General features: G+C 72.8%; 21 protein-coding genes and 1 tRNA gene. 12 read left to right on the top strand and 10 right to left on the bottom strand.

The features are described 5' to 3' along the window. The first annotated feature begins 72 nt into the window (after window positions 1–72). Both ACZ60B_RS33085 and ACZ60B_RS33080 read left to right on the top strand, forming a co-directional pair. The gene (locus tag ACZ60B_RS33085; RefSeq protein ID WP_469393595.1) at window positions 73–1,563 is read left to right on the top strand and encodes an aldehyde dehydrogenase; all 1,491 of its coding nucleotides are present in this window, start codon (window positions 73–75) and stop codon (window positions 1,561–1,563) included. Beyond that, window positions 1,560–2,276, top strand: coding sequence for a gamma-glutamyl-gamma-aminobutyrate hydrolase family protein (locus ACZ60B_RS33080; protein ID WP_469393592.1), 717 nt, complete (start codon window positions 1,560–1,562; stop codon window positions 2,274–2,276). Before ACZ60B_RS33085 ends, ACZ60B_RS33080 begins: the two co-directional genes overlap by 4 nt. A gap of 175 nt (window positions 2,277–2,451) precedes the next feature. On the opposite strand, the gene ACZ60B_RS33075 is transcribed toward ACZ60B_RS33080, so the two are convergent. Together ACZ60B_RS33075 and ACZ60B_RS33070 are read right to left on the bottom strand one after the other, a co-directional pair. Beyond that, complete coding sequence (locus ACZ60B_RS33075; RefSeq protein ID WP_469393590.1) at window positions 2,452–3,024, bottom strand: MarR family winged helix-turn-helix transcriptional regulator; 573 nt, start codon at window positions 3,022–3,024, stop codon at window positions 2,452–2,454. A 193-nt stretch (window positions 3,025–3,217) separates the two neighbouring features. Next, window positions 3,218–4,930, bottom strand: coding sequence for an MFS transporter (locus ACZ60B_RS33070; RefSeq protein WP_469393588.1), 1,713 nt, complete (start codon window positions 4,928–4,930; stop codon window positions 3,218–3,220). Between the two features lie 280 nt (window positions 4,931–5,210). Here ACZ60B_RS33070 and ACZ60B_RS33065 point away from each other — a divergent pair, with 280 nt between their 5' ends. After that, window positions 5,211–5,999: a TetR/AcrR family transcriptional regulator gene (locus tag ACZ60B_RS33065; protein WP_469393586.1), complete on the top strand. Its 789-nt coding sequence runs from the start codon at window positions 5,211–5,213 to the stop codon at window positions 5,997–5,999. Between the two features lie 3 nt (window positions 6,000–6,002). After that, window positions 6,003–6,554, top strand: a complete 552-nt coding sequence (locus tag ACZ60B_RS33060; protein WP_469393584.1) for a putative immunity protein — start codon at window positions 6,003–6,005, stop codon at window positions 6,552–6,554. Between the two features lie 60 nt (window positions 6,555–6,614). On the opposite strand, the gene ACZ60B_RS33055 is transcribed toward ACZ60B_RS33060, so the two are convergent. Then, window positions 6,615–7,556: a DUF6924 domain-containing protein gene (locus ACZ60B_RS33055; protein WP_469393582.1), complete on the bottom strand. Its 942-nt coding sequence runs from the start codon at window positions 7,554–7,556 to the stop codon at window positions 6,615–6,617. A gap of 151 nt (window positions 7,557–7,707) precedes the next feature. Between ACZ60B_RS33055 and ACZ60B_RS33050 the strand changes: the two genes are divergently transcribed. Beyond that, window positions 7,708–8,007 carry a hypothetical protein gene (locus ACZ60B_RS33050; protein WP_469393580.1) on the top strand — a complete coding sequence of 100 codons (300 nt, stop codon included), beginning with the start codon at window positions 7,708–7,710 and terminating at the stop codon, window positions 8,005–8,007. A gap of 10 nt (window positions 8,008–8,017) precedes the next feature. Here the strand turns inward: ACZ60B_RS33050 and ACZ60B_RS33045 are convergent, their stop codons facing one another. Both ACZ60B_RS33045 and ACZ60B_RS33040 read right to left on the bottom strand, forming a co-directional pair. Beyond that, complete coding sequence (locus tag ACZ60B_RS33045) at window positions 8,018–8,629, bottom strand: hypothetical protein (protein ID WP_469393578.1); 612 nt, start codon at window positions 8,627–8,629, stop codon at window positions 8,018–8,020. Window positions 8,630–8,813: 184 nt separating this feature from the next. Then, window positions 8,814–9,053 carry a hypothetical protein gene (locus tag ACZ60B_RS33040; protein ID WP_469393576.1) on the bottom strand — a complete coding sequence of 80 codons (240 nt, stop codon included), beginning with the start codon at window positions 9,051–9,053 and terminating at the stop codon, window positions 8,814–8,816. A 152-nt stretch (window positions 9,054–9,205) separates the two neighbouring features. On the opposite strand from ACZ60B_RS33040, the gene ACZ60B_RS33035 reads away from it, so the two are divergent. Together ACZ60B_RS33035 and ACZ60B_RS33030 are read left to right on the top strand one after the other, a co-directional pair. Continuing rightward, window positions 9,206–9,850 carry a nucleotide-binding protein gene (locus ACZ60B_RS33035; protein ID WP_469393574.1) on the top strand — a complete coding sequence of 215 codons (645 nt, stop codon included), beginning with the start codon at window positions 9,206–9,208 and terminating at the stop codon, window positions 9,848–9,850. Then, on the top strand, window positions 9,847–10,107 hold the full coding sequence (locus ACZ60B_RS33030) for a hypothetical protein (protein ID WP_469393572.1): 261 nt from the start codon (window positions 9,847–9,849) through the stop codon (window positions 10,105–10,107). The genes ACZ60B_RS33035 and ACZ60B_RS33030 overlap by 4 nt, the downstream gene beginning before the upstream one ends. Before the next feature lie 40 nt (window positions 10,108–10,147). Here ACZ60B_RS33030 and ACZ60B_RS33025 read toward each other — a convergent pair whose 3' ends face one another. From ACZ60B_RS33025 to ACZ60B_RS33015, 3 genes are all read right to left on the bottom strand, one after another. Continuing rightward, window positions 10,148–10,360 carry a hypothetical protein gene (locus tag ACZ60B_RS33025; RefSeq protein ID WP_469393570.1) on the bottom strand — a complete coding sequence of 71 codons (213 nt, stop codon included), beginning with the start codon at window positions 10,358–10,360 and terminating at the stop codon, window positions 10,148–10,150. Between the two features lie 91 nt (window positions 10,361–10,451). Further along, a complete protein-coding gene (locus tag ACZ60B_RS33020; protein WP_469393568.1) occupies window positions 10,452–10,826 on the bottom strand; it encodes an MFS transporter in 375 nt (124 codons plus the stop codon). 138 nt (window positions 10,827–10,964) lie between these two features. Next, a complete protein-coding gene (locus tag ACZ60B_RS33015) occupies window positions 10,965–11,198 on the bottom strand; it encodes a hypothetical protein (RefSeq protein ID WP_469393566.1) in 234 nt (77 codons plus the stop codon). Window positions 11,199–11,843: 645 nt separating this feature from the next. On the opposite strand from ACZ60B_RS33015, the gene ACZ60B_RS33010 reads away from it, so the two are divergent. The 5 genes from ACZ60B_RS33010 to ACZ60B_RS32990 all read left to right on the top strand — a co-directional run bounded on the left by ACZ60B_RS33010 (window position 11,844) and on the right by ACZ60B_RS32990 (window position 19,353). Next, window positions 11,844–14,219 carry a GH92 family glycosyl hydrolase gene (locus ACZ60B_RS33010; protein WP_469393564.1) on the top strand — a complete coding sequence of 792 codons (2,376 nt, stop codon included), beginning with the start codon at window positions 11,844–11,846 and terminating at the stop codon, window positions 14,217–14,219. A gap of 161 nt (window positions 14,220–14,380) precedes the next feature. Beyond that, window positions 14,381–14,788 carry a YciI family protein gene (locus ACZ60B_RS33005; protein ID WP_469393562.1) on the top strand — a complete coding sequence of 136 codons (408 nt, stop codon included), beginning with the start codon at window positions 14,381–14,383 and terminating at the stop codon, window positions 14,786–14,788. Between the two features lie 8 nt (window positions 14,789–14,796). Continuing rightward, window positions 14,797–15,960: an RNA polymerase sigma factor gene (locus tag ACZ60B_RS33000; protein ID WP_469393690.1), complete on the top strand. Its 1,164-nt coding sequence runs from the start codon at window positions 14,797–14,799 to the stop codon at window positions 15,958–15,960. A 157-nt stretch (window positions 15,961–16,117) separates the two neighbouring features. Further along, window positions 16,118–18,418 (top strand): FUSC family protein, encoded by a 2,301-nt coding sequence (locus ACZ60B_RS32995; RefSeq protein WP_469393559.1) that lies wholly within the window; start codon window positions 16,118–16,120, stop codon window positions 18,416–18,418. A 137-nt stretch (window positions 18,419–18,555) separates the two neighbouring features. Next, window positions 18,556–19,353 (top strand): SAM-dependent methyltransferase, encoded by a 798-nt coding sequence (locus ACZ60B_RS32990; protein ID WP_469393557.1) that lies wholly within the window; start codon window positions 18,556–18,558, stop codon window positions 19,351–19,353. Here the strand turns inward: ACZ60B_RS32990 and ACZ60B_RS32985 are convergent. Together ACZ60B_RS32985 and ACZ60B_RS32980 are read right to left on the bottom strand one after the other, a co-directional pair. Then, window positions 19,323–19,874 (bottom strand): GNAT family N-acetyltransferase, encoded by a 552-nt coding sequence (locus tag ACZ60B_RS32985; protein ID WP_469393555.1) that lies wholly within the window; start codon window positions 19,872–19,874, stop codon window positions 19,323–19,325. The genes ACZ60B_RS32990 and ACZ60B_RS32985 overlap by 31 nt on opposite strands. 127 nt (window positions 19,875–20,001) lie before the next feature. Continuing rightward, window positions 20,002–20,078: transfer RNA gene (locus ACZ60B_RS32980), tRNA-Met, on the bottom strand. Between the last annotated feature and the right edge of the window lie 186 nt (window positions 20,079–20,264).

The raw sequence follows: 20,264 nt of genomic DNA, 5'->3' as shown, positions 1-20,264 counted from the left end.
GGCCGCGCTCTTGCGGCGGCTCGTCCGGCGATCGTATCGTTTGAATCCAAACCAGATTGTGAGGTCTCCCGAATGCCGGACATCACCCACGAGGAGTGGCTGCGCCGCGCCGAGTCCTGGAAGGTCTCCGGCGCCCATCACATCGACGGCGCCGACGAGCCCGGAAGCGGGGCGACCTTCACGGTCGTCTCCCCGCGGGACGGCCGGATCCTGGCCGAGGTCGCCGACGGCGGCACCGCCGAGGTGGACGCCGCCGTCGCGGCCGCCCGGCGCGCCTTCGACACCGGACCGTGGCCGCGGCTGGCCCCCGCCGAACGCGGCCGGGTGCTGCTGCGGATCGCCGACCTGCTCGAGGAGCGGCGCGAGGAACTGGCGCTCACCGTGAGCCTGGAGATGGGCAAGCCGGTCACCGAGGCCTACGCCATCGAACTGCGCGCCGTCATCGCCACCTTCCGCTGGTACGGCCAGCTCGCCGACAAGCTCACCGACGAGTCCCCACACACCCCGCAGGACGCCCTCGCCCTCGTCACCCGGGAAGCGGCCGGCGTGGTCGGCGCGGTCGTGCCCTGGAACTTCCCGCTGACGCTGGCCGGCTGGAAGGTCGCCCCGGCGCTCGCCGCGGGCTGCACGGTCGTCCTCAAGCCCTCCGAGAACACCCCGCTGTCCGCGCTGCTGCTGGGCCGGATCGCCACCGAGGCCGGACTGCCCCCGGGCGCGCTCAACGTCGTGGCCGGCGACGGGCCGGTGGCCGGCCGCGCCCTCGGTCTGCATCCGGACGTCGACGTGCTCGCCTTCACCGGCTCGACGGCCGTCGGCCGCCACTTCCTGCACTACGCCGCGGACTCCAACCTCAAGCGGGTCTGGCTGGAACTGGGCGGCAAGTCGCCCAACATCATCCTGCCCGACGCTCCCGACCTGGCGAAGGCGGCCGCCACCGCCGCCTGGGGCATCTTCTTCAACCAGGGCGAGATGTGCACCGCCCCCTCCCGGCTGCTGGTCCACTCCTCCGTCGCCGACCAGGTCACCGACGCCATCGTGGCGCGAGCGGACGCACTGCGCGTCGGCGACCCCCTCGACCCCGCCACCGAGATGGGCGCGCTGGTGAGCGCGGGCCACCTCGGCCGGGTCCTCGACCACGTCGGCACGGGGCTCGACGAGGGCGCCCGGCTGCGCGCCGGCGGCGAACGCACGCTGACCGGGACCGGCGGCAGCTATCTGCGGCCCACCGTCTTCGACCGGGTGGAGCCCGGCATGCGGCTGTCCCGTGAGGAGATCTTCGGCCCCGTGCTCTCGGTGCTGGCCTTCGACGACCTGGACGAGGCGGTGGCCCTGGCCAACGGCACCGAGTACGGGCTCGCGGCGGGTCTGTGGACCTCCGACCTGTCCACCGCCCACCGGGTCTCGCGCGCCCTGAAGGCCGGCACGGTCTGGGTCAACTGCTACGAGGAGGGCGACCTCAGCGTCCCCTTCGGCGGCATGAAGCAGTCCGGCAACGGCCGCGACAAGTCCGTGCACGCCCTGGAGAAGTACACCGAACTCAAGACCACCTGGATCCAGCTGTGACCGCACCCGTACGACCGCTGATCGCGATCCCCGCCCGTTTCTCGGCCACCACCTCCGCGCTCCGCTACGCCGCCGAGGTCAACGCCCGCGCCCTGGTGGAGGCCGTATGGCGGGCCGGCGGCGAACCGGTGAGCGTCCACCCCGCCGCCACGGACGTCGCGGCCCGCCTCGGCCGCTTCGACGGCGTCCTGCTCCCCGGCGGCGGCGACCTCGCCCCGCACCGCTACGGCGCCACCGACACCCATGACGCGGTGTACGACGTGGACGACGTCCAGGACGCCTTCGATCTGGAGGTCGCCCGCCGCACGCTGGAGGCGGGTCTGCCGCTGCTGGCGATCTGCCGGGGGCTCCAGGTCGTCAACGTAGCCCTGGGCGGCACCCTGGAACAGGACATGGGCGGACCGGAGAAGGAGCACCGGCACCTGGTGCACCCGGTGGCCCTCCTGCGCGGCACCCTTCTCGAACAGGCCGTCGGCACCGACAAGGCCGAAACCTCCTGCTACCACCACCAGCGGGTGGAGCGCCTGGGCGACGGACTGGCCGTCACGGCACGGGCCGCGGACGGCACCGTGGAGGGACTGGAACTCCCCGGCTCCACCGGGTGGTTCACCGCCGTCCAGTGGCACCCCGAGGACACCGCGCACGAAGACCCCGCCCAGCAGGGCCTCTTCGAAGCCCTCGTGGGCGCCGCAGCCCGCACGGGGCGCCCCTGACACCCCGTCGTCCACCGACGGGACCGAGGTCGAACTGCCGTCGCGCCGGCCTGAGGAGCGACGGCACGGGGCGCCCGGCGGCGTCCGGGCTCCTGCCGTTCAGGCCTCTCCGGCCGTTCGGGCCCTCCCGCCGTTCAGACCTTTCCGGCCGTTGTGACCTCTCCCGCCGTTCAGTTCAGGCCTTCGGGCGGCGTCCGCTGCGGCGCGGGGCCGGATCGGCGCCGTCGAGGAGGGCGAGGCGCCGCTCCTCACCGGACTCCTCGACCTGGAGCACCACTTGGCGCAGGCCGTCCGCGACGCTCCGGCACTCGTCGTCGCTCAGCCGCGAGGCCACGAACGCCTCTTCCTCGTTGAACTGCGGGAACAGCCGCTGCATCAGCGCCTCCCCGTCGTCCGTGAGGCTGAGCAGGACGAGTCTTCCGTCGGAGGGGTGCCCCGTACGACTGACCAGCCCGCGGCCTTCCAGCGTGCGCACGACCCCGGTCAGCGTCCCCTTGGAGATGCCCGCCTCCTCGGCCACGTGCCGGGTCTCCGACTCGCCCCAGATCCAGACCACCCAGAGCACCACGAACGCCGTCCAGGTCAGATCCTGGCCGCGCAGCACCGAGTTCTCCAGGTGCTGGCGCACCGCGGAGGCCGCGCGGTAGATGTTCGCCACGACGGCCATCTGTTCACGGTGGACGCGAATGCCGCCGAGCTTGGCCTGAGCCAGCTTCTCGGCTTCGCTGATGGATCGCTGTCCCGGCACGGGCACGCTCCTTCCTGGGAGGAGGACGTCGCGTCGCGAACGTCGTTCGAGTCCAAATTGTACGCAGGGGCCGCCGAACGCCCGGTGCCGGATCACGGACCCCCGGTGACGGTGCGGACGGGACGGCCGGGCACCCCCTTGCGCGGGGATGCCCGGCCGTCCCGTTCGACGCCGCCGGCGCGCGGGCCGGGGCTCAGTGCCCGGCGCCCCCCTCGGGACGGGCCTGACGCGGCAGGAGGAACGACAGCAGGAAGGTCAGGGCGAGCATCCCGTCGACGATCCACAGCACCGACTTCATGACGGAGCCGAACCCGCTCTCGAAGGCCGACGACGCGGTGGCCTGGAGCGCCGCGGGTATCCGGGCGCCGGCCTCGGGCGAGGTCGCGGCGGAGCGCGTGTCCTTCTCCAGGCGGTCGCAGGACGCGGGCGTCGCGGCCGGGTCCTTGGCGACGGCACGGTCCGAGGCGCAGGTACGCAGGTCCGCGACGACCCGGTCCTGGGCGGCGGGCGCCACCTGAGCCGCGGTCAGCTGCCGCCGCAGGCCCTCGGACCGGTGGTCGACACCGTCGGCGATCGCGCCGCCCAGCAGACCGAAGAAGACGGTGCCGAGGAGGGCCACGCCGAAGGCGCCGCCGAGCTGCTGCATCGCGGTCATCGTGCCGGAGGCCGAACCCGTCTCGTGCTGCTCGACGCTGGCGAGCACGATGTCGAAGAACGGCGCCATGAGCAGGCCCATGCCGATACCGGTGACGAGCAGCGACGGCAGGAGCTGCCAGGGGCCGACGCCGCTGCCCACCGTGTCGAGGGTCAGCCACACGCCGAACACGCCGAGCGCCATGACCAGGGTGCCGCCCTGGAGCACGGTCCGTCCGAACTTGGCGACGCCCTGGGCGATGCCGAAGCCGACGATCATGCCGCCCGACCAGGGCACCATCACCAGACCCGCCTTGAGCGGCGAGTAGCCGAGGCCGATCTGGGTGTAGAGGTTGAAGACGAGCATGAAGCCCTGCATGGTCGAGAAGAAGACCAGGCCGAGGACCATGCCGCCGCTGAAGCCGCGCTTGCGGAAGAGGCTCGGGACGACCAGCGGGTCCAGGCCGGCCTTGCCGCGGCGGGACTCGTACACGGCGAAGGCGGCGAAGACGACCACGGAGGCGCCCATCATCAGGAACGTCCACACCGGCCAGTCGTACTCACGGCCCTGGACCAGCGGGAAGATGATGAGCAGCGCGGCCAGCGAGACCAGCAGCATGCCGGGGATGTCGAGGCGCGGCTTGCTCCCGGACCGGCCCTTGGGCAGGTAGCGCAGGGCACCGGCGATGGCCGCGGCACCCAGCGGCAGGTTGATCAGGAAGATCATCCGCCAGCCGGTGCCGAAGTAGTCGGCGTCCACGAGCCAGCCCGCCAGGATCGGTCCGCACACCGCGGACAGCCCCATGACCGGGCCGAACATGCCGAAGGCCTTCTGCGACTCCTTCGGCGGGAACATCTCCTTGATCATGCCGAGGCCCTGCGGCAGCATCACCGCGCCGAACAGCCCCTGCACGACCCGGGCGCCGATCAGCATCTCGGGCGACACGGACACCGCGCACAGCAGCGAACCCACGGTGAATCCGGCGGCCCCCACCAGGAACATCCGGCGACGCCCGTGGATGTCCCCGAGCCGCCCGCCGGTGACCAGACCGACGGCCATCGAGAGGGTGTAGGCGGCGGCGAGCCACTGCAACGTGGAGGCTCCGCCGCCCAGATCGGCCCGCATGGAGGGGCCGGCGATGTTCGTGACGACGGCGTCGAGGAGATCCATCACCTCGGCCGCGAGGATCACGAAGAGCGCAGCCCAGCGCCACCGGTAGGGCGCTGGTGAGTCGGTGGGCGTCTCGGTGGACGCGACACCGGTGGTGGACATCGGTACTCCTCGCGGAAGGGCCGCGCCACGGTGACGACCCGCGGGCGCGGTGGGACGGATGAATGGGTGCGGCTGCCCGGTTCGCCGGTCGGCCCGGGGCACGGGCGACCCGACAACGCGGAGAACACTGTTCACCTTAGCAGAACAGCGCTCACCGAGAGAACAGCGTTCATTAAGATATAGCGCAACTCTCGGACCTGGACAAGATATATCGCGTTGGGTCCAGGTGAACGCCACTCACCCGGGAGAACACTGTTCTCCCGGTGCCTAGACTGTTCTCATGAGCGATGTGGCCGCCGACACCCCCGAACCCCCGCCGCCGTCCCCGTGGGAGCGCGAGCGTCCCGCACGCACCCGTGCCACCCCGGCACGCACGCCGCTGTCGCGCGAGCGGGTCGTCGAGGCCGCCTTCACCGTGCTGGACCGCCAGGGCCTGGACGGCCTGTCGATGCGTCAGGTGGCGGCCGAGCTGGGGGTCACCGTCTCCGCCCTCTACGCCCACGTCAGCTCCAAGGAGGACCTCCTGGAACTGATGTACAACCGGCTCTTCGACGGCTTCGAGATGCCCCGGCCCGACCCGCAGCGGTGGCAGGAGCAGGTACGGTCCTACGCCCGCGCCGGACGGCAGCGCCTGCTGGCCCACCGGGACATGGCCAGGATCTCCATGGCCCATGTCCCGTTCACCGCCGAACTGCTGCCGCACGTCGAGGGGCTGCTCGCCATCTTCCGTACCGCCGGGCTGCCCGACCGCATCGCCGCGGAGGCCGGTGACCTCATCTCCACCTACATCGACGGGTTCGCCCTGGAGGAGGGCATGTGGCAGGACCGGGCCGCCCAGCACGGCAGCGGCTCGTCGCCGGCCCGGCCCGACTGGCGCGAGATGGCCGACGAGATGCAGACCTACTTCGCGTCCCTGCCCGAAGCGGACTTCCCCCATCTGCGCGCCCTGGCCGGGATGATGGTGACGGACTCCTCCGACGAGCGGTTCGACATCGGTCTGGAGATCATCCTGCGCGGTCTGGCGAGCTACCTGCCCGACGCGCCGCACCGGCCCGACCCCGAAGGCTGAGCCGTGCCGAGCAAGTCGGACCCCATCGAGCTGAACACACCCGAACTCCGTGAGATCGCGGGCTACGCGGCCGACGGAGCGCACCGGGTGCTGTCGATCTTCGAACAGGCGCTGCCCGCCGACCCGCGCGCACGCGACGCCGTCGACGCGGCGTACACCTTCGCCCGGGGCGGCCCGCGCACGGCGGCGCTGCGGCGGTGCGCGTGGGCGGCGTTCGCGGCGGCGCGAGAGGCCCCCTCGCCCGCCGCTACCGACGCGGCACGGGCGGCCGGCCACGCGGCCGCCGCCGCGTACCTCCATCCGCTGGCCGACGCGCACCAGGTCAAACACGTTCTCGGCGCGGCCGCGCACGCGGCACGAGCGGAGGAACTGGCAGCCCTGGACAGTGAGCGGGCCGACGCCGGAACCCTCGACTGGGCACGCCGTCACGCACCTGCGGCGGTCGTCGCGGTGCTCGGCCGACTGCCCGTCGCACCTCCCGGAGGCGGCCGCGCGGGAGAACTCATGCGCGAACTGGACGCCGCTCTGCGCACTCCCGCGCCCAGGACTCCCTGAGCCGGGCGGAATCCGGGGGACCCGGGACACAGGTCGCCGCCCTCCCCTCGGATCCGCGGATCAGTCCTCCCACCAGGGCCGTACGCCCTCCACGGCGACGAAGTCGAAGAAGTCCGTGTTGGCGATCTCCAGGTTGCACGCCATGGATCCGACCTCGCGGCCCGGAAGGACGGCGACCTGTCCCGGGGTGTCGTACAGGTCGACGACCGTCAGCGGCCTGCCGTGCCCGGCGAAGGTCCGGGCGTCCGCGAGCGCGACCAGGGTGGTGTGCTTCTCGGGCGGGACCAGCGCGGGGACCTGGCCCGGGGACAGCCCCTCGAAGGCCCGGTCGTCGACGGTCAGCGCCTGCAACGGGAAGTCGTCCTCGTCGATCTCGTCGGCACCCAGCGCCGTACCGAGGAAACCGTCCTCGTCGGCCCCGCCCAGTTCGTCGAGCAGAGCGCGCCAGCCCTGCTCGTCGCCGAAGTCGGTACGGACCAGAAGGGCCACGTCGGTGGCGGGCAGCGCCGGGAACGACCGGCGCTGCTGCCGTGCCGGCGCGGGAAAGGCGGGCCGGCCCCGGTCCCCCTGGTACACGCCGTACCGGTCCATGGCGCGCACCAGGTCGTCGAAGGTGAGCGCGCCGCTCAGCAGCGCGTCCAGGACCTCGCCGAGCCGGTCCGACGCGACCCGGACGCCCCGCCCCGGTATCGCCGCGGCGTCCACCAGCAACGGCCCGCTCCCCCCGTACGCCACCGGGATGTCCGCCAGGACGACGACCGGCGGCACGGGACCGCCGCCCGGCAGGAGCGCCGGTACGTTGCCGCCGTGCAGGTAGTCCCACCCGCCGTCCTCGACCGGGCGCAGCCGCACCCGGCCGTCCGCCAGGACGAACGCGTCGCCCTCCCGCCGTCCCCCGATCTCGTCGAGCAGGTCTCCCCATCGGGCCTTGCCGTCCTCGTAACAGGTGCACATCAACAGCACTTCACCGGGCGCGGACCGGGGAAGGCGGGGAAAGGACATGACTCTCCTTCGAAGAACTGACGCCGGCGACGAGCGCGCGGGGCCTTCCGTCGCGGTCGGCGCGCATCCGCGCGCCCTGTCCGGCGGGTCCCGCGAGGTGGAACGATCCTCCCGACCACGGACGTCACGACGTGCGACAAGGGGGCCGGACATGGCTGTGGTGATGGCGCTGCACTGGGCGGGAGTCACGCCGGAGCAGTACGACACGGTACGCGACACGGTCGGCTGGGAGGAGATCCCGGCAGCCGGCGGCCAGGTGCACGTGGCCTGGTTCGACGCCGAAGGACTCCATGTGACCGACGTATGGGAATCTGAGGAGGCGTTCGAGACCTTCTTCACCGAACGACTCGCGCCCGCGGTCCAGAAGGCGGGCATCTCCGGCGCACCCGAGACCGGCCTCAGCCCGCTGCACCGACGCTTCGTCACTCCCGGCGTCAGCGGCGCCGCTTAGGACCTGTCCGTCACGACGTCCGGGCCAGCAGGTCGTCGAGGCGGACGCCCTGCGCCCAGGATCGGAGCGCCTCGCCGTCGAGGAGGAACGTGTTCTCCTGGCGGTGGGCCCATCGGATGTCGCGCTCCGCGAACGCGCCGCGGTGAACGACGAGTCGAAGCTGCGGTGCCGCGCCGTCCCGGTGTGCGTGGCGGTGCGGCCGGTCCTCGTCCGGCAGGGGCTCGGCGACCGGCCGGAAGGCCACATGGAGCCGGTGGCCGGCCGCGTTGCGGGCGCACAGGCGCGGCCGGTCGGGTGCGGGCAGCAGCCGTACCCGCCAGCCGTCCCGTCGCAGCATCCGGGCCACTGCCAGGGCCAGGCCCTGGATGTCGAGGGCGAGGAGTTCCTCGGCGGTGTAGTGACCGTGGCGGCGGCGACTGCCCGGGCGCCCGCGCCGGACCCCGATCGCGACGGCGCAGAGGATGAGACCGATTCCGGCGACGGGGACGACGATCCCGGCGGCGCGGTAACCCACCGCGAGCGCGGCGGTCACCGCGCACACCGCTGCCGTCGTCGCGGCGAGGGCGGGCAGGACATCACGGAACCTCGGCCCGGTGAGGTTCCGGCCCCGGGTGCGGCTCACGGCGTGCCGCTTTCGGGGGCGTGGTGGTAAGGAGGGCCCGGACGTCCACGACAGGCGTGCCACAGTGTCCCCCAAGCTCGCGCTCCCACCGGCGCTGGAGGCATACCCAGCACGCGCCCGCCCTGCCCGGCGGAGGGCAGGGATCCGGCCATGCCCGAGGGCGCACGGAAGCGTCACCCGGCGCTCAGGGCGTGCACGGACGACGCACGCCTCGGCGGGGACGGTCCGCGGGCCGGCCGGCGATGCGCAGGACACTCTTTTCGACGGTGACGCCCTCGGGCAGCCGCTGAACGGCGACGCCGAGTTCGTCGAGGGCGTATTCGGCGGTGACGTCGATACGGATCCGCCCGTCGGCCAGGAGTTCGAGGGCCCGCCGAGCGGAGTCGGCGAGGCGCTGCGAATGGGTCCGGCCGGTCTTCGGCACCGGCGGCGACGCCCGGGAAGGCGCCGCAGAGCCGGTCGCTCCGCGGCACGTCGCCCGGCCGCCGTCAACGCGCGGGTCGTGTGCGACCCCGCGGGTGAACCCGGGAGTCGCGTCTGCGTGCCGGGCGGCACCCGCGGCGTCGGCTCCCTACGGTGACGTCTGTGCTGCTGAGCTGTGCCTTCATCAATCTGAAGCCCGGGGTCGGGAAGACGACCAGTGCCGTCTGGCTGGCCCACGCCCTGTACGAACTGGGACGGCCCCCACTCCTGGTCGACGGCGATCCGGCCGGTTCCGCGCTGCGTTGGAGCGAACTCGCCGGCGGTTTCCCGTTCCCCGTGATCGCCCTGCCGGTGGGCGATGTGCACCGCCGTATCGACGACTTCCTCGGCCTGCGCAAGACCGTGGTGCACGACGCCCCCCAACTGGAGGACCACGCCCGCATCGCGCGCAGCATCATGCGCCACGCCGACGAATGGATCGTGCCCGTCACCCCGGCGCCCATCGAACTCGACCGGATGGCACCCATCGGGGCCGAGATGGGCGACGTGCAGTCCCTCCGCACGCGACCGGCCCGCACCGCCGTGCTGCTCAACCGCACGAACCGCCCCGACGCCACGCGCACCGGCCCCGACGCCGACGCCCGCGAAGTGCTCGCCGAACGCGGCTTCGACGTGCTCGGCACCCAGATCGCCCGGCTGGACCTGTACTCCCAGTCGTTCGGCGGCCCGGTCCGCGCCCAGGACACGGCCTACATGGAGCTCGCCGAAGAACTCATCAAGCGTCAGGAAAACGCATGACCCAGCGCAAGAACAACTACCGCGCCGCCCTGCACCGCGACCCGGCCGAACCGGGCTCCTCCGCCACCAGGGCCACCACGCTCAGCACCCGGTTCGTCCGCATCACCATCGAACTCGAGCCGGACGCCGCGCGCAGTCTGGACCGTTGGACGGCACCGGCGATCACCCTGCTGTCCCAAACCCGTACGACCGCCCTGCACCTTCTCTCGACGTTCAGCCGGGCAACACAGGCGGCCACCGCGGACCGCCGGTCCTGAAACCCGGACCGGCCCCTCGGCGGTCCCGCCCGGCGCGGGATCACGGCGGGGTCACCCGGGGCGCGACCGCGGCCATCCGGGCGCCGGACAGCTCGTCCAGGGAACGGTCGCGGGTCTCGGCCCGGAAGACACAGGTGATCAGGAAGCCCGGCGCGCAGGTACCGGCCACCCCGTACGGCAACGCGCTCTCCCCGATGTCGGACAGCAGGACGGGGAAGAGGAACGTCCCAGGGCGGCGCCCGGTTTCCCGCACCCGGCGGCGAAGCCGTGGCCCGCGGTGCGCATCCCGGAGGGGAAGACCTCGGCGGGCAGGGCGAAGGTGGTGGAGTTCGGCCCGAGGTCCATCAGGAACCACGGCACCGCGGCACCGCGGCGAAGATCGTGCGTCTGCGCCGGCGAGGGGAGAACAGCCGGGGTCGGAGGAACGCCTTCAGCCCCTCCGGTGTCGCCTCCTGCCGGACCCGGTCGGCGTCGGACACCCGGACCGGCGAGCCGACCAGGGCCCGGCCGACCTCGCACGCCTCCCGCTCCCGCCCGTTCCGCGCCAGCCGGCGAGGGCTCTCCGGCACCCTGCGCCGCAGCCAGATGACGGCCAGGGCGGGCAGCGCCCCGAATCCCAGCACGATCCGCCAGGAGCCGGTGTGCGGCCTCACCTCCAGGATCACCACTCCGGCGACCGCTCCCAGCAGGATGCCCGCCGCCTGGAGGTCGCACACCATCCTGCGCACCTCCGGACGGCTCGGCAGGGGTGCCGAGCCGACGCCGGCTCGAACACGCGCGATCGGCCCAGCGGCCCGGCCGCGTGACCACGGGCGTACGTCCGGACCCCCGCCCGCGCCGTGAACGGCCGGTCCGGCTCAGTCCCGGAGGGTGCCCCCGGCCACCCGGCCGACGACGGCCGCGGCCTGCTCCGGATGCTCCTCCAGCCAGGTGAGGAGGTGTCCCCGGACGGCCTGCGCGACACAGTCGCGTACCACCGCGCCGCCCAGCTCGCCGTACGTGACACCACGGAACCAGCCCCGTGCCCCGCCGGGCGACCGGAACCGTACCGCCCGGGAGCCGGCCGGGAGGCGCTCGTCGGTCAGCGACACACAGACCGCGGTTCAGGAACGCCGGTTCCCTGAACCGCTCGGCCGGCGCGGCGAACGAGCACACGGACGTGCCGAAGATGTGGTGTCGGGCCGGAAGGCGATGGTGGTCCCGCTGTCGGTCACCGGGCCCACCGCGGTGGGCGGGCCGACGGCGACCCCGCGCGCGTACTCCTGGGCCCCCACCGGATCCCGCCGTGCCGCACCTCGGCCGTCGGACGGCTCGACAGGGCGTCGACCACGCAGGGGCCCACGCCGACGAGGTCCGTGTCCACGACGTGTCGGCCATCGGGACGCGCCCCGGCGTGCGGGTGGGGCAGCAGGGCTCCGAGGCCGGGAGTCCCGCTGTCGTCGTCGGTCTCGAAGGGGACACCGGGCCCGTCGTCGCGTACCCGCACGCCGCCGTCGGCCGTGAGGTGACGTCGACGGATTCGGCACGGCCCGCGAGAACCTCGTTCACCGCGCGGCAGGCGATCTCGAACGCCATGTTGTACAGGCCGCGTTCACCGGTCGAGCCCACGTACGTCCCGGGACGTCTCGCGAACTCACCCGCCCACAAAGGCTCTTGACGAGTACACACATAACGCCAAGAATGAACGCGCTCGACTCTGACAACGTTGTCCAGTGGCTCGAGAGGCGCTGACGCCCATGCGATGGATCCAGCGAACACGCGGTGCGAGGACGGTGGTCGCGGCGGTCGCGCTGCTCGGCGCCGCCCTCACCGCACCGGCCGCCCAGGCGGCGCAGACCGCCCGCGCGCCACAGGCCGCACCGGCCGCCGCGCGGACGGCACCAGCCGACGGGGGCCGACTCACCGATCTCGTCAACCCGTTCATCGGAACCGAGAACGAAGGCAACACCTACCCCGGCGCGGCCGTGCCCTTCGGAATGGTGCAGTTCTCCCCCGACACCGGGCACAACACCGGCTACGACCACTCCCAGAACCACATCCGGGGCTTCTCCCTCGTCCATCTCTCCGGCGTCGGCTGCGGTCTGGGCGGCGATCTGCCCGTGCTGCCGACCACGGGCGACATCACCGAGACGGACTACGCCAAGTACGAGGCCGAGTTCAGTCATGACACCGAGCAGGCAAGTCCGGGCTACTACAAGGTCGCGCTGAAGTCCGGCATCACCGCCGAACTGACCGCGACGGCACGCACGGGAGTGCAGCGCTACACCTTCCCCGCCACCGACAGGGCCAACGTCCTGCTCGACGCGGGGCAGTCACTGCACCGGACGGTCGCCACCCGGGTCGAGGTCCTCGACAACCGGACCGTGCGCACCGCGATCACCGGCAGTGGCTTCTGCCAGGACACCAGGCCGTACACCGTCTACACGATCACCCGCTTCGACCGGCCGTTCACCGCGCACGGCACCTGGGACGGCTCCACGGTCACCGCCGGTTCGGACACCGGACGGGACGGCGCCTACGTACGCTTCGACACGACCGAGGACCGGACCGTCGAGGCGACGACCGCGCTCTCGTACGTCGACGCCCGCGGCGCGGCCGTCAACCTCCGCGCGGAGGGCGGCCGTTCCTTCCGACAGGTCCGCGGCGCCGCACAGCGCGCGTGGGAGGACCGGCTCGACGACGTACGCGCGCGGGGCGGCGGCGACACCCTCCGGCGCACCTTCTACTCGTCCCTGTACCGGTCGTTCCTCGCGCCCAACATCGGCAGCGACGTCGACGGCCGTTACACCGGCTGGGACCAGCGGATCCACCGGACGCACGGCTTCACGTACTACCAGAACTGGTCGTTGTGGGACACCTACCGCACCCAGTCCCAACTGCTCGCGCTGCTCGCGCCGCGTGAGGCCCGGGACATGGCGATCTCCGTCATCAAGATCGACGAGGAGAGCGGCTGGCTGCCCAAGTGGGGTTACGGCACGGTCGAGACGAACATCATGACCGGTGACCCGGTGACCCCGTTCCTGACCAACGCCTACCAGCAGGGCCTGCTCGAGGGGTACGAGGAGCAGGCCTACCGGGCCCTGAAGAAGAACGCGGACGGCGTGCCGGCCGCCGACTCGCCTGCCGTGGGCCGCGAGGCCAACCGGGAGTACCTCGCCGAGGGGTTCGCGCCGTACGTCAGCAACCGGCCGCACGCGAAGCCCGGTGACTCCGACTACGACCACGGCGCGTCCGCGACACTGGAGTACGCCCTGTCGGACGCCGTGCTCGGTGAGATGGCCCGCGACCTCGGCCATGACGCGGACGCGGCGCGCTACGCGGCACGGGCCCAGAACTACCGCCGGATCTTCGACGCCTCGACCGGCTTCTTCCGCGCGCGCGACGCCTCCGGGGCGTTCACCGGACCGGCCGACCCCGCCCGCAGCGAGGGCTTCCACGAGGGCACGTCCTGGCAGTACCAGTGGCTCGTGCCGCAGGACCTGCCGGGCATGGTCGGCCTGATCGGCGGCAAGCGGGCCGCCAACGACCGCCTGGACTCGTTCTTCGCCTACGACCGACTCGTGCGGGACCCCGCGAGGACCGCCCGCGAGGTCTGGGTCAACGGTCCGTACGACTACTACAACGCGGACAAGTACAACCCCCAGAACGAGCCCGATCTCATCGCGCCGTACACCTATCTCTCCACCGGCCAGCCGTGGAAGACCACGGACGTGGTGCACGCGGCGCTGACCCTGTTCACGGACGCCCCGACCGGGATGACCGGCAACGACGACCTGGGAACCATGTCCGCCTGGATGGTGCTGTCGTCGATCGGTGTCTTCCCGGTACAGCCCGGCTACGACACCTGGGGCCTGTCCACGCCCGTCTTCGAACGGGTCGACCTCACCCTCGACCGCCGCTACTACCCGCGCGGCGCGCTCACCCTGACGGCGCCGGGCACCTCGGACGACCGCCGCTACATCCGGTCGGCCCGCGTCGACGGCTCCCCCTACGACCGTACGTACCTGACGACGGCGGACCTGCGGGACACGAGGTCCCTCGCGTTCGACGTCGGCACCGTGCCCTCCGGCTGGGGGACGGCGGACGGGTCCGCACCGCCCGCCCTCGGCTGACATCCGGCCGGTGCCCGGGGCCGCCGCCGGACGGCTCCCCCGGGTACCGGCCGAACCCGTCGAAAAAATCTTGGACGGCGATGTCGAGATCCCGTGGACCGCTCCGTCCCCGGGGTGAACGCGACCACAATGGGGTCGTACCGGCACCGAGGAGAACCACGATGGCGAAGTACCTCCTGCTCAAGCACTACCGCGGCGCGCCGAGCGCGGTCAACGACATCCCGATGGACAAGTGGACGCCGGAGGAGGTCACGGCGCACATCCAGTACATGCGGGAGTTCGCGGACCGGCTGGAGAAGACCGGCGAGTTCGTCGACGGCCAGGCGCTCGCCCCGGAGGGCCAGTGGGTCCGGTACGACGGTGAGGGGCGCCCGCCGGTCACCGACGGTCCGTTCGCCGAGACCAAGGATCTCATCGCCGGCTGGATGGTGATCGACGTCGACAGCCACGAGCGCGCCGTCGAGCTGGCCGGTGAGCTGTCGGCCGCCCCCGGGGCGGGCGGAGAGCCGATCCACGAGTGGCTCGAACTGCGCCCGTTCCTGACCGAGCCGCCCACCATCACGGAGTGACCTCGCCGATGAACGAGGCCCTGCTGAGGAGCCTCACCCCGAGTGTGCTCGGAATCCTCGTCCGCCGCGGAGCCGACTTCGCGGCGGCCGAGGACGCCGTGCAGGACGCGCTGGTCGAGGCGGTCCGCGTCTGGCCGGCCGACCCGCCGCGGGACCCGAAGGGCTGGCTGGTCACGGTGGCCTGGCGGCGGTTCCTCGACGCGACCCGGGCGGACGCCGCCCGCCGGCGACGCGAGGACCTCGTCGAGGAGGAACCGGCGGCGGGACCGGCGACCGGGGTGGACGACACGCTCCGGCTCTACTTCCTGTGCGCCCATCCGTCCCTGACCGCGTCCTCCGCGGTCGCGCTCACGCTGCGTGCCGTCGGCGGGCTCACCACCCGCCAGATCGCCCGGGCCTACCTGGTGCCGGAGGCGACCATGGCACAGCGGATCAGCCGGGCCAAACGCACCGTCTCCGGGGTGCGGTTCACCCGGCCCGGAGACGTCGCCACCGTGCTGCGCGTCCTCTATCTGGTCTTCAACGAGGGCTACTCCGGCGATGTCGACCTCGCCGCCGAGGCCATCCGGCTGACCCGGCAGCTCGCGGCCTCGATCGACCACCCCGAGGTGGCGGGGCTGCTCGCCCTGATGCTGCTCCACCACGCGCGGCGTGCCTCCCGGACCGCGCCCGACGGGGGCCTGGTACCGCTCGCCGAGCAGGACAGGACCCGGTGGGACACCGAGTCGATCGCCGAGGGTGTCGAGATCCTCCAGGCGGCCCTGGCCCGCGACCGGCTGGGCGAGTTCCAGGCCCAGGCGGCCATCGCGGCACTGCACGCCGACGCGCCCGAGGCCGAGGAGACCGACTGGGTGCAGATCGTCGAGTGGTACGACGAGCTCGTACGCCTGACCGACAGCCCGGTCGTCCGGCTCAACCGCGCGGTCGCCGTCGGCGAGGCCGACGGGCCGCGTGCCGGGCTGGCGGCGCTCGCCGCCCTCGACGACTGCCTGCCCCGCCACACCGCGGTCGCCGCCCACCTCCACGAGCGGGACGGTGACCTGGTGGCGGCGGCACGGCTGTACGCCGAGGCGGCGCTCAAGGCACCCAGCCTCGCCGAGCGCGACCACCTGACACGCCAGGCCGCCCGCCTCAACACCCGCCTCGACGCCCGCGAGGGGCCCGGCCGGTGAACTGCCCGGTGCGGGTGCCCGGCGAGTCGGCCGCGTGCGGACGAGTCGGAATCAAAGGCCCTGGCCGTACATCGCCGCGCGGCACGTTCCACGGAAGGGACAATGGTCGTGATACGGCGATTTCCCCCGCGCCGGGAGGGACAGGAGGTGCGACCGCGTGCCGGCACTTGGTCCGATGCGGCGCGTACGCGTCCTCTCCTGGCTGCGTGAGCGTGATCCCGAGCTGGTGGCGACGCGCAAGGCGGCGCGGACCGCGCTCGTGATGCCCACGGTGTTCGCCGTGTGCAGCCAGGTGATCGGCTCGGCGCCGATGGCGACCTACGCGGCGTTCGGCTCGTTCTCGATGCTGCTGTTCGTGGAGTTCACCGGGCCCATGGCCCAGCGGCTCCAGGCCCACCTGGGGCTCGCCGTCGCCTGGGCCGCCCTGATCAGCCTGGGCACGATCGCCTCGCGCGAGCTCTGGCTCGCGGTCACGGCCATGGTCGTCGTCGGTTTCCTGGTGCTCTTCGCGGGCGTCGTCAGCTCCGTCCTCGCGGGTGCGTCGACCGCGCTGCTGCTCGCACTGGTCCTGCCCGTGTCCTCGCCGGCGTCGTTGTCGCAACTGCCCGAGCGGCTCGCCGGGGCGGGGCTGGCGGCGGCTGCCACCATGCTCGCGATCTCCCTGCTGTGGCCGCGGCCGGCCGCCGACCCGCTGAGCGCGCCCGCGGCCCGGGTCTGCCGCGCCGCCGCTCGACAGCTGCGTACCGACGCGTCCTGGCTGGCCGGGGGACCCGACCCGCCGGGTGTCATGCAGTGCCGGGTGACGGCCGACCGGGCCTGCGCAGCGGCGGCCGAGCTGCGCGAGGTCTTCGTCGCCACGCCCTACCGGCCCACCGGGTTGTCCACCGGCTCGCGCGCGCTGGTGCGGCTGGTCGACGAGCTGACCTGGCTCAGCGGCATCCTGGCCGACAGCGCGCCCGCTCCCGACAGCGGCCCCGACAGCCGCCCGGCCTGCGACGCCGACGCGCACACCGTACGACGGGCCGCCGCCCGGGTGCTGGACGAGGCGGCCGACCTGCTCGACGCGCCGCACGGCTCGCGGGAGGCGCTGCGCGGCGCGTCGGACGAGCTGCGCCGGGCCATGAGCGACATGGAGCAGCGCGCCACCGCCCGGCTGCCCGTGCACCGGGGCGGGATCGGTACGCCCTCCCGTGCGCATCCCGTGATCGGGGTCCTCGACCAGTCGTTCCGCGCGCAGGAGCTGGGCTTCGCCACCCTTCAGATCGCGGGCAACGTGGATCTGACGGCCGCCGCCGAACGCCGTAGCTGGCTCGAACGACTGCTCGGCCGTGATCCCGGAGCCGTGACCGAGCCCCTGGCCTCGGCCCGCGAGCGGGCCGCCGCGCACTTCCGGCCCCAGTCCGTCTGGCTGCACAACAGTCTCCGCGGCGCGCTGGGCCTCGGCATCGCCGTCGCCCTGGCGAATCTGACCAACGTCCAGCACTCGTTCTGGGTACTCCTGGGAACCCTGTCGGTGCTGCGCTCCAACGCCCTCAGCACGGGGCAGAACGCCGTCCGCGCCCTGGGCGGCACCGTCGTGGGGTCGGTCGTCGGCGCCGGGCTGCTGCACCTCGTCGGACATCACGGCACCGCGCTGTGGTTCGTGCTGCCGTTCGCCGTGCTGCTCGCCGGGGTCGCTCCCGCCGTCATCTCCTTCGCCGCCGGCCAGGCGGCCTTCACCGTCGCCCTCGTCGTCCTGTTCAACATCGGCCAGGATCCCGACTGGCACATCGCCCTGCTGCGGGTCCAGGACATCGCCATCGGCTGCGCCGTGAGCGTGCTCATGGCGCTGTTCCTCTGGCCGCGCGGCGCCTCGGCCGCGGTCGAGCGGGCCCTCGCCGAGGCGTACACCGACACCGCCCGGTATCTGGCCGGGACGGTGGCGTACGCCGTGGGCCGCTGCGCCCCCGGACCAGCGCCGAAGGCGGACACCCCCGTCGAGGAAGGCCGTGCGGCGGCCGCCGCCGCACGACGGCTCGACGACGCCTTCCGCAGCTACCTCGCGGAGCGCGGTGCGAAGCCGGTGCCGCTGGCCGACATGACCACCCTGGTCACCGGGATCGTGGGACTCCGCCTGGCCGCGGACGCCGTACTGGAGCTGTGGCGGTGCGCCGACGACCAGGACGTCGACCCCGACCGCCCCGCGGCGCGCCTGGTCGTGCAGAGCGTCGCCGACCAGGTGGCCGGCTGGTACCGGGACCTGGCCGCCGCCCTGGGCCGGACCGTCGCTCCCCCACGGCCCCTGCCGCGCAGCCCGCTGGCCGAGGGACAGCTGGTCGAGGCCCTGCGCCGCGACCTCACCGACGAGACGGGGCGGGCCACCGCTCCGGCCGTACGGCTGATCTGGACCGCCGACCATCTCGATGCCGCCCGGCGCCTCCAGCCGGGCCTGGCCGCCGCGGCGGGCAACCCGTCCTGACCCGTGACAGCCGCTCCGGGCTGTCCGACCGCTGTCTGTCACCAGAACTGCGTTCGTTCGCAGCAGAGTTGGTGTGGGAAGCTGTCGTCCGCCGGTCACGGGAGGGCAGCCGTGGCGGTCGCCGAGAGGAGCGCAGCGTGGGGCAGGACGGCTACCGTGCCGAGGACATCGACACCAGCAGGCCGCACCCCGCGCGGATCTACGACTATCTGCTGGGCGGCAAGGACAACTACGAGGTCGACGCCCAGGCGGGCGAGCGGCTCGCCGCGGCGGCGCCCGAGGTGCGCATCGGCCTGCGGGCCAACCGCGCCTTCCTCCGGCGCGCCGTCCGCCATGTCGTCGGCAGCGGCGTCCGGCAGATCCTGGACATCGGCACCGGACTGCCCACCTCGCCGAACGTGCACGAGATCGCTCAGGAGGTGGCGCCGGACGTGCGCGTCGCCTACGTCGACAACGACCCGATCGTGAAGGCGCACGGCGACGCCCTGCTCAGCCGCTCCGGCACGACCAGCATCGTCCTGGCCGACCTGCGCGATCCGCAGGCCGTCGTGGACCACCCCGACGTCCGCCGGATCATCGCCCTCGACGAACCGGTCGCCCTGCTCCTCGTCGCCGTCGTCCACTTCCTCACCGACGCCGAGAAACCCGAGCAGGTCGTCGCCACGCTGCGGGACGCGCTGCCGGCCGGCAGCTTCCTGGTGCTCTCGCACGCCACGGGCGACTTCGCCGATCGCAGCGAGGCCCAGGCCGTCTACAACAAGGCGACGGCCACTCTGAACCTGCGCACCCGTGCCGAGGTCGAGCGGTTCTTCGACGGCTTCGAGCTGCTCGAACCCGGCCTGGCCCAGGTCCCGTTCTGGCGCCCGGACACCCCGCCGCCGGCCCGCTCCGACGAGATCGGCTTCTACGGCGGCGTGGCCCGCAAGGCGGACTGACCGCCCGGGGGGCGGACCATGAAGACGTCGACCGGGTCCTGGGACTCGACGACGAATCCGTGGCGCTCGTAGAGGCGGCGGGCAGGGCTGCCCTGCAGGACGTTCAGGCCCACCGTCATGCCCTGCGCGTCGGTCCGCCCCAGCACCGTGCGCAGGACGGCGGATCCGAGCCCTCGGCCCTGACGGGGCGGGGCAAGGTAGAAGTGCTCCAGCCACAGCCTGTCGTCCCGGGGCCGGACCGTGACACAGCCGACGAACTCACGGTCCGCCATGATGACCGATGTGTACCGCGCGGAGAAGGAATCCCGCAGCCGCTGTCGCACCCGGTGCTCGTCGTAACGTCCCAGGCGCTCCAGATCGGGACGCATGACGTGGGCCCGCAGCTCCGCGATGACCTCGATGTCCGTCCCGGCCGCGGGACGCAGCTGCCAGCCCGCGCCGGGCGTCGACGTACCGCGTGCACTCCGTGCAGGTGTCTCCACGGCCGCTCGCGCCGCGCCGGCCACTCCCCCGTCGTCCATGGCCGGAGTATCCCAGTCCGCGCGCTCCGGAGATCCATCGGGCCGTGCGCGGCAAGGGGGCGGGCAGGGAACAGGACCGACGCTCGGGAACATGCGGAAGGGCCCGGCAGCTGCCGGGCCCTTCCTTTGGTAGCGGGGACAGGATTTGAACCTGCGACCTCTGGGTTATGAGCCCAGCGAGCTACCGAGCTGCTCCACCCCGCGTCGTTGGTTCCACTCTACACGGCTTTCACCGCGCGCCGGACACACCGGGCCGGTCACGGGGCGTACCCGCGCCCGGCCAGGACACTCGTCGGCTAGGGCGTGTTTCGAAAGTAGCGTCGTCCGCCCGAAGGGCGGGCCCGGCGGCGTCTGGTGCGTGCGATCGCAAGGCGGAGGGTCGCCCCGATA

Source organism: Streptomyces sp. NPDC104096 (assembly GCF_055584385.1).
Note: the sequence above shows the minus strand (reverse complement) of the source record. Positions and strands in the feature narration are given on the sequence as shown.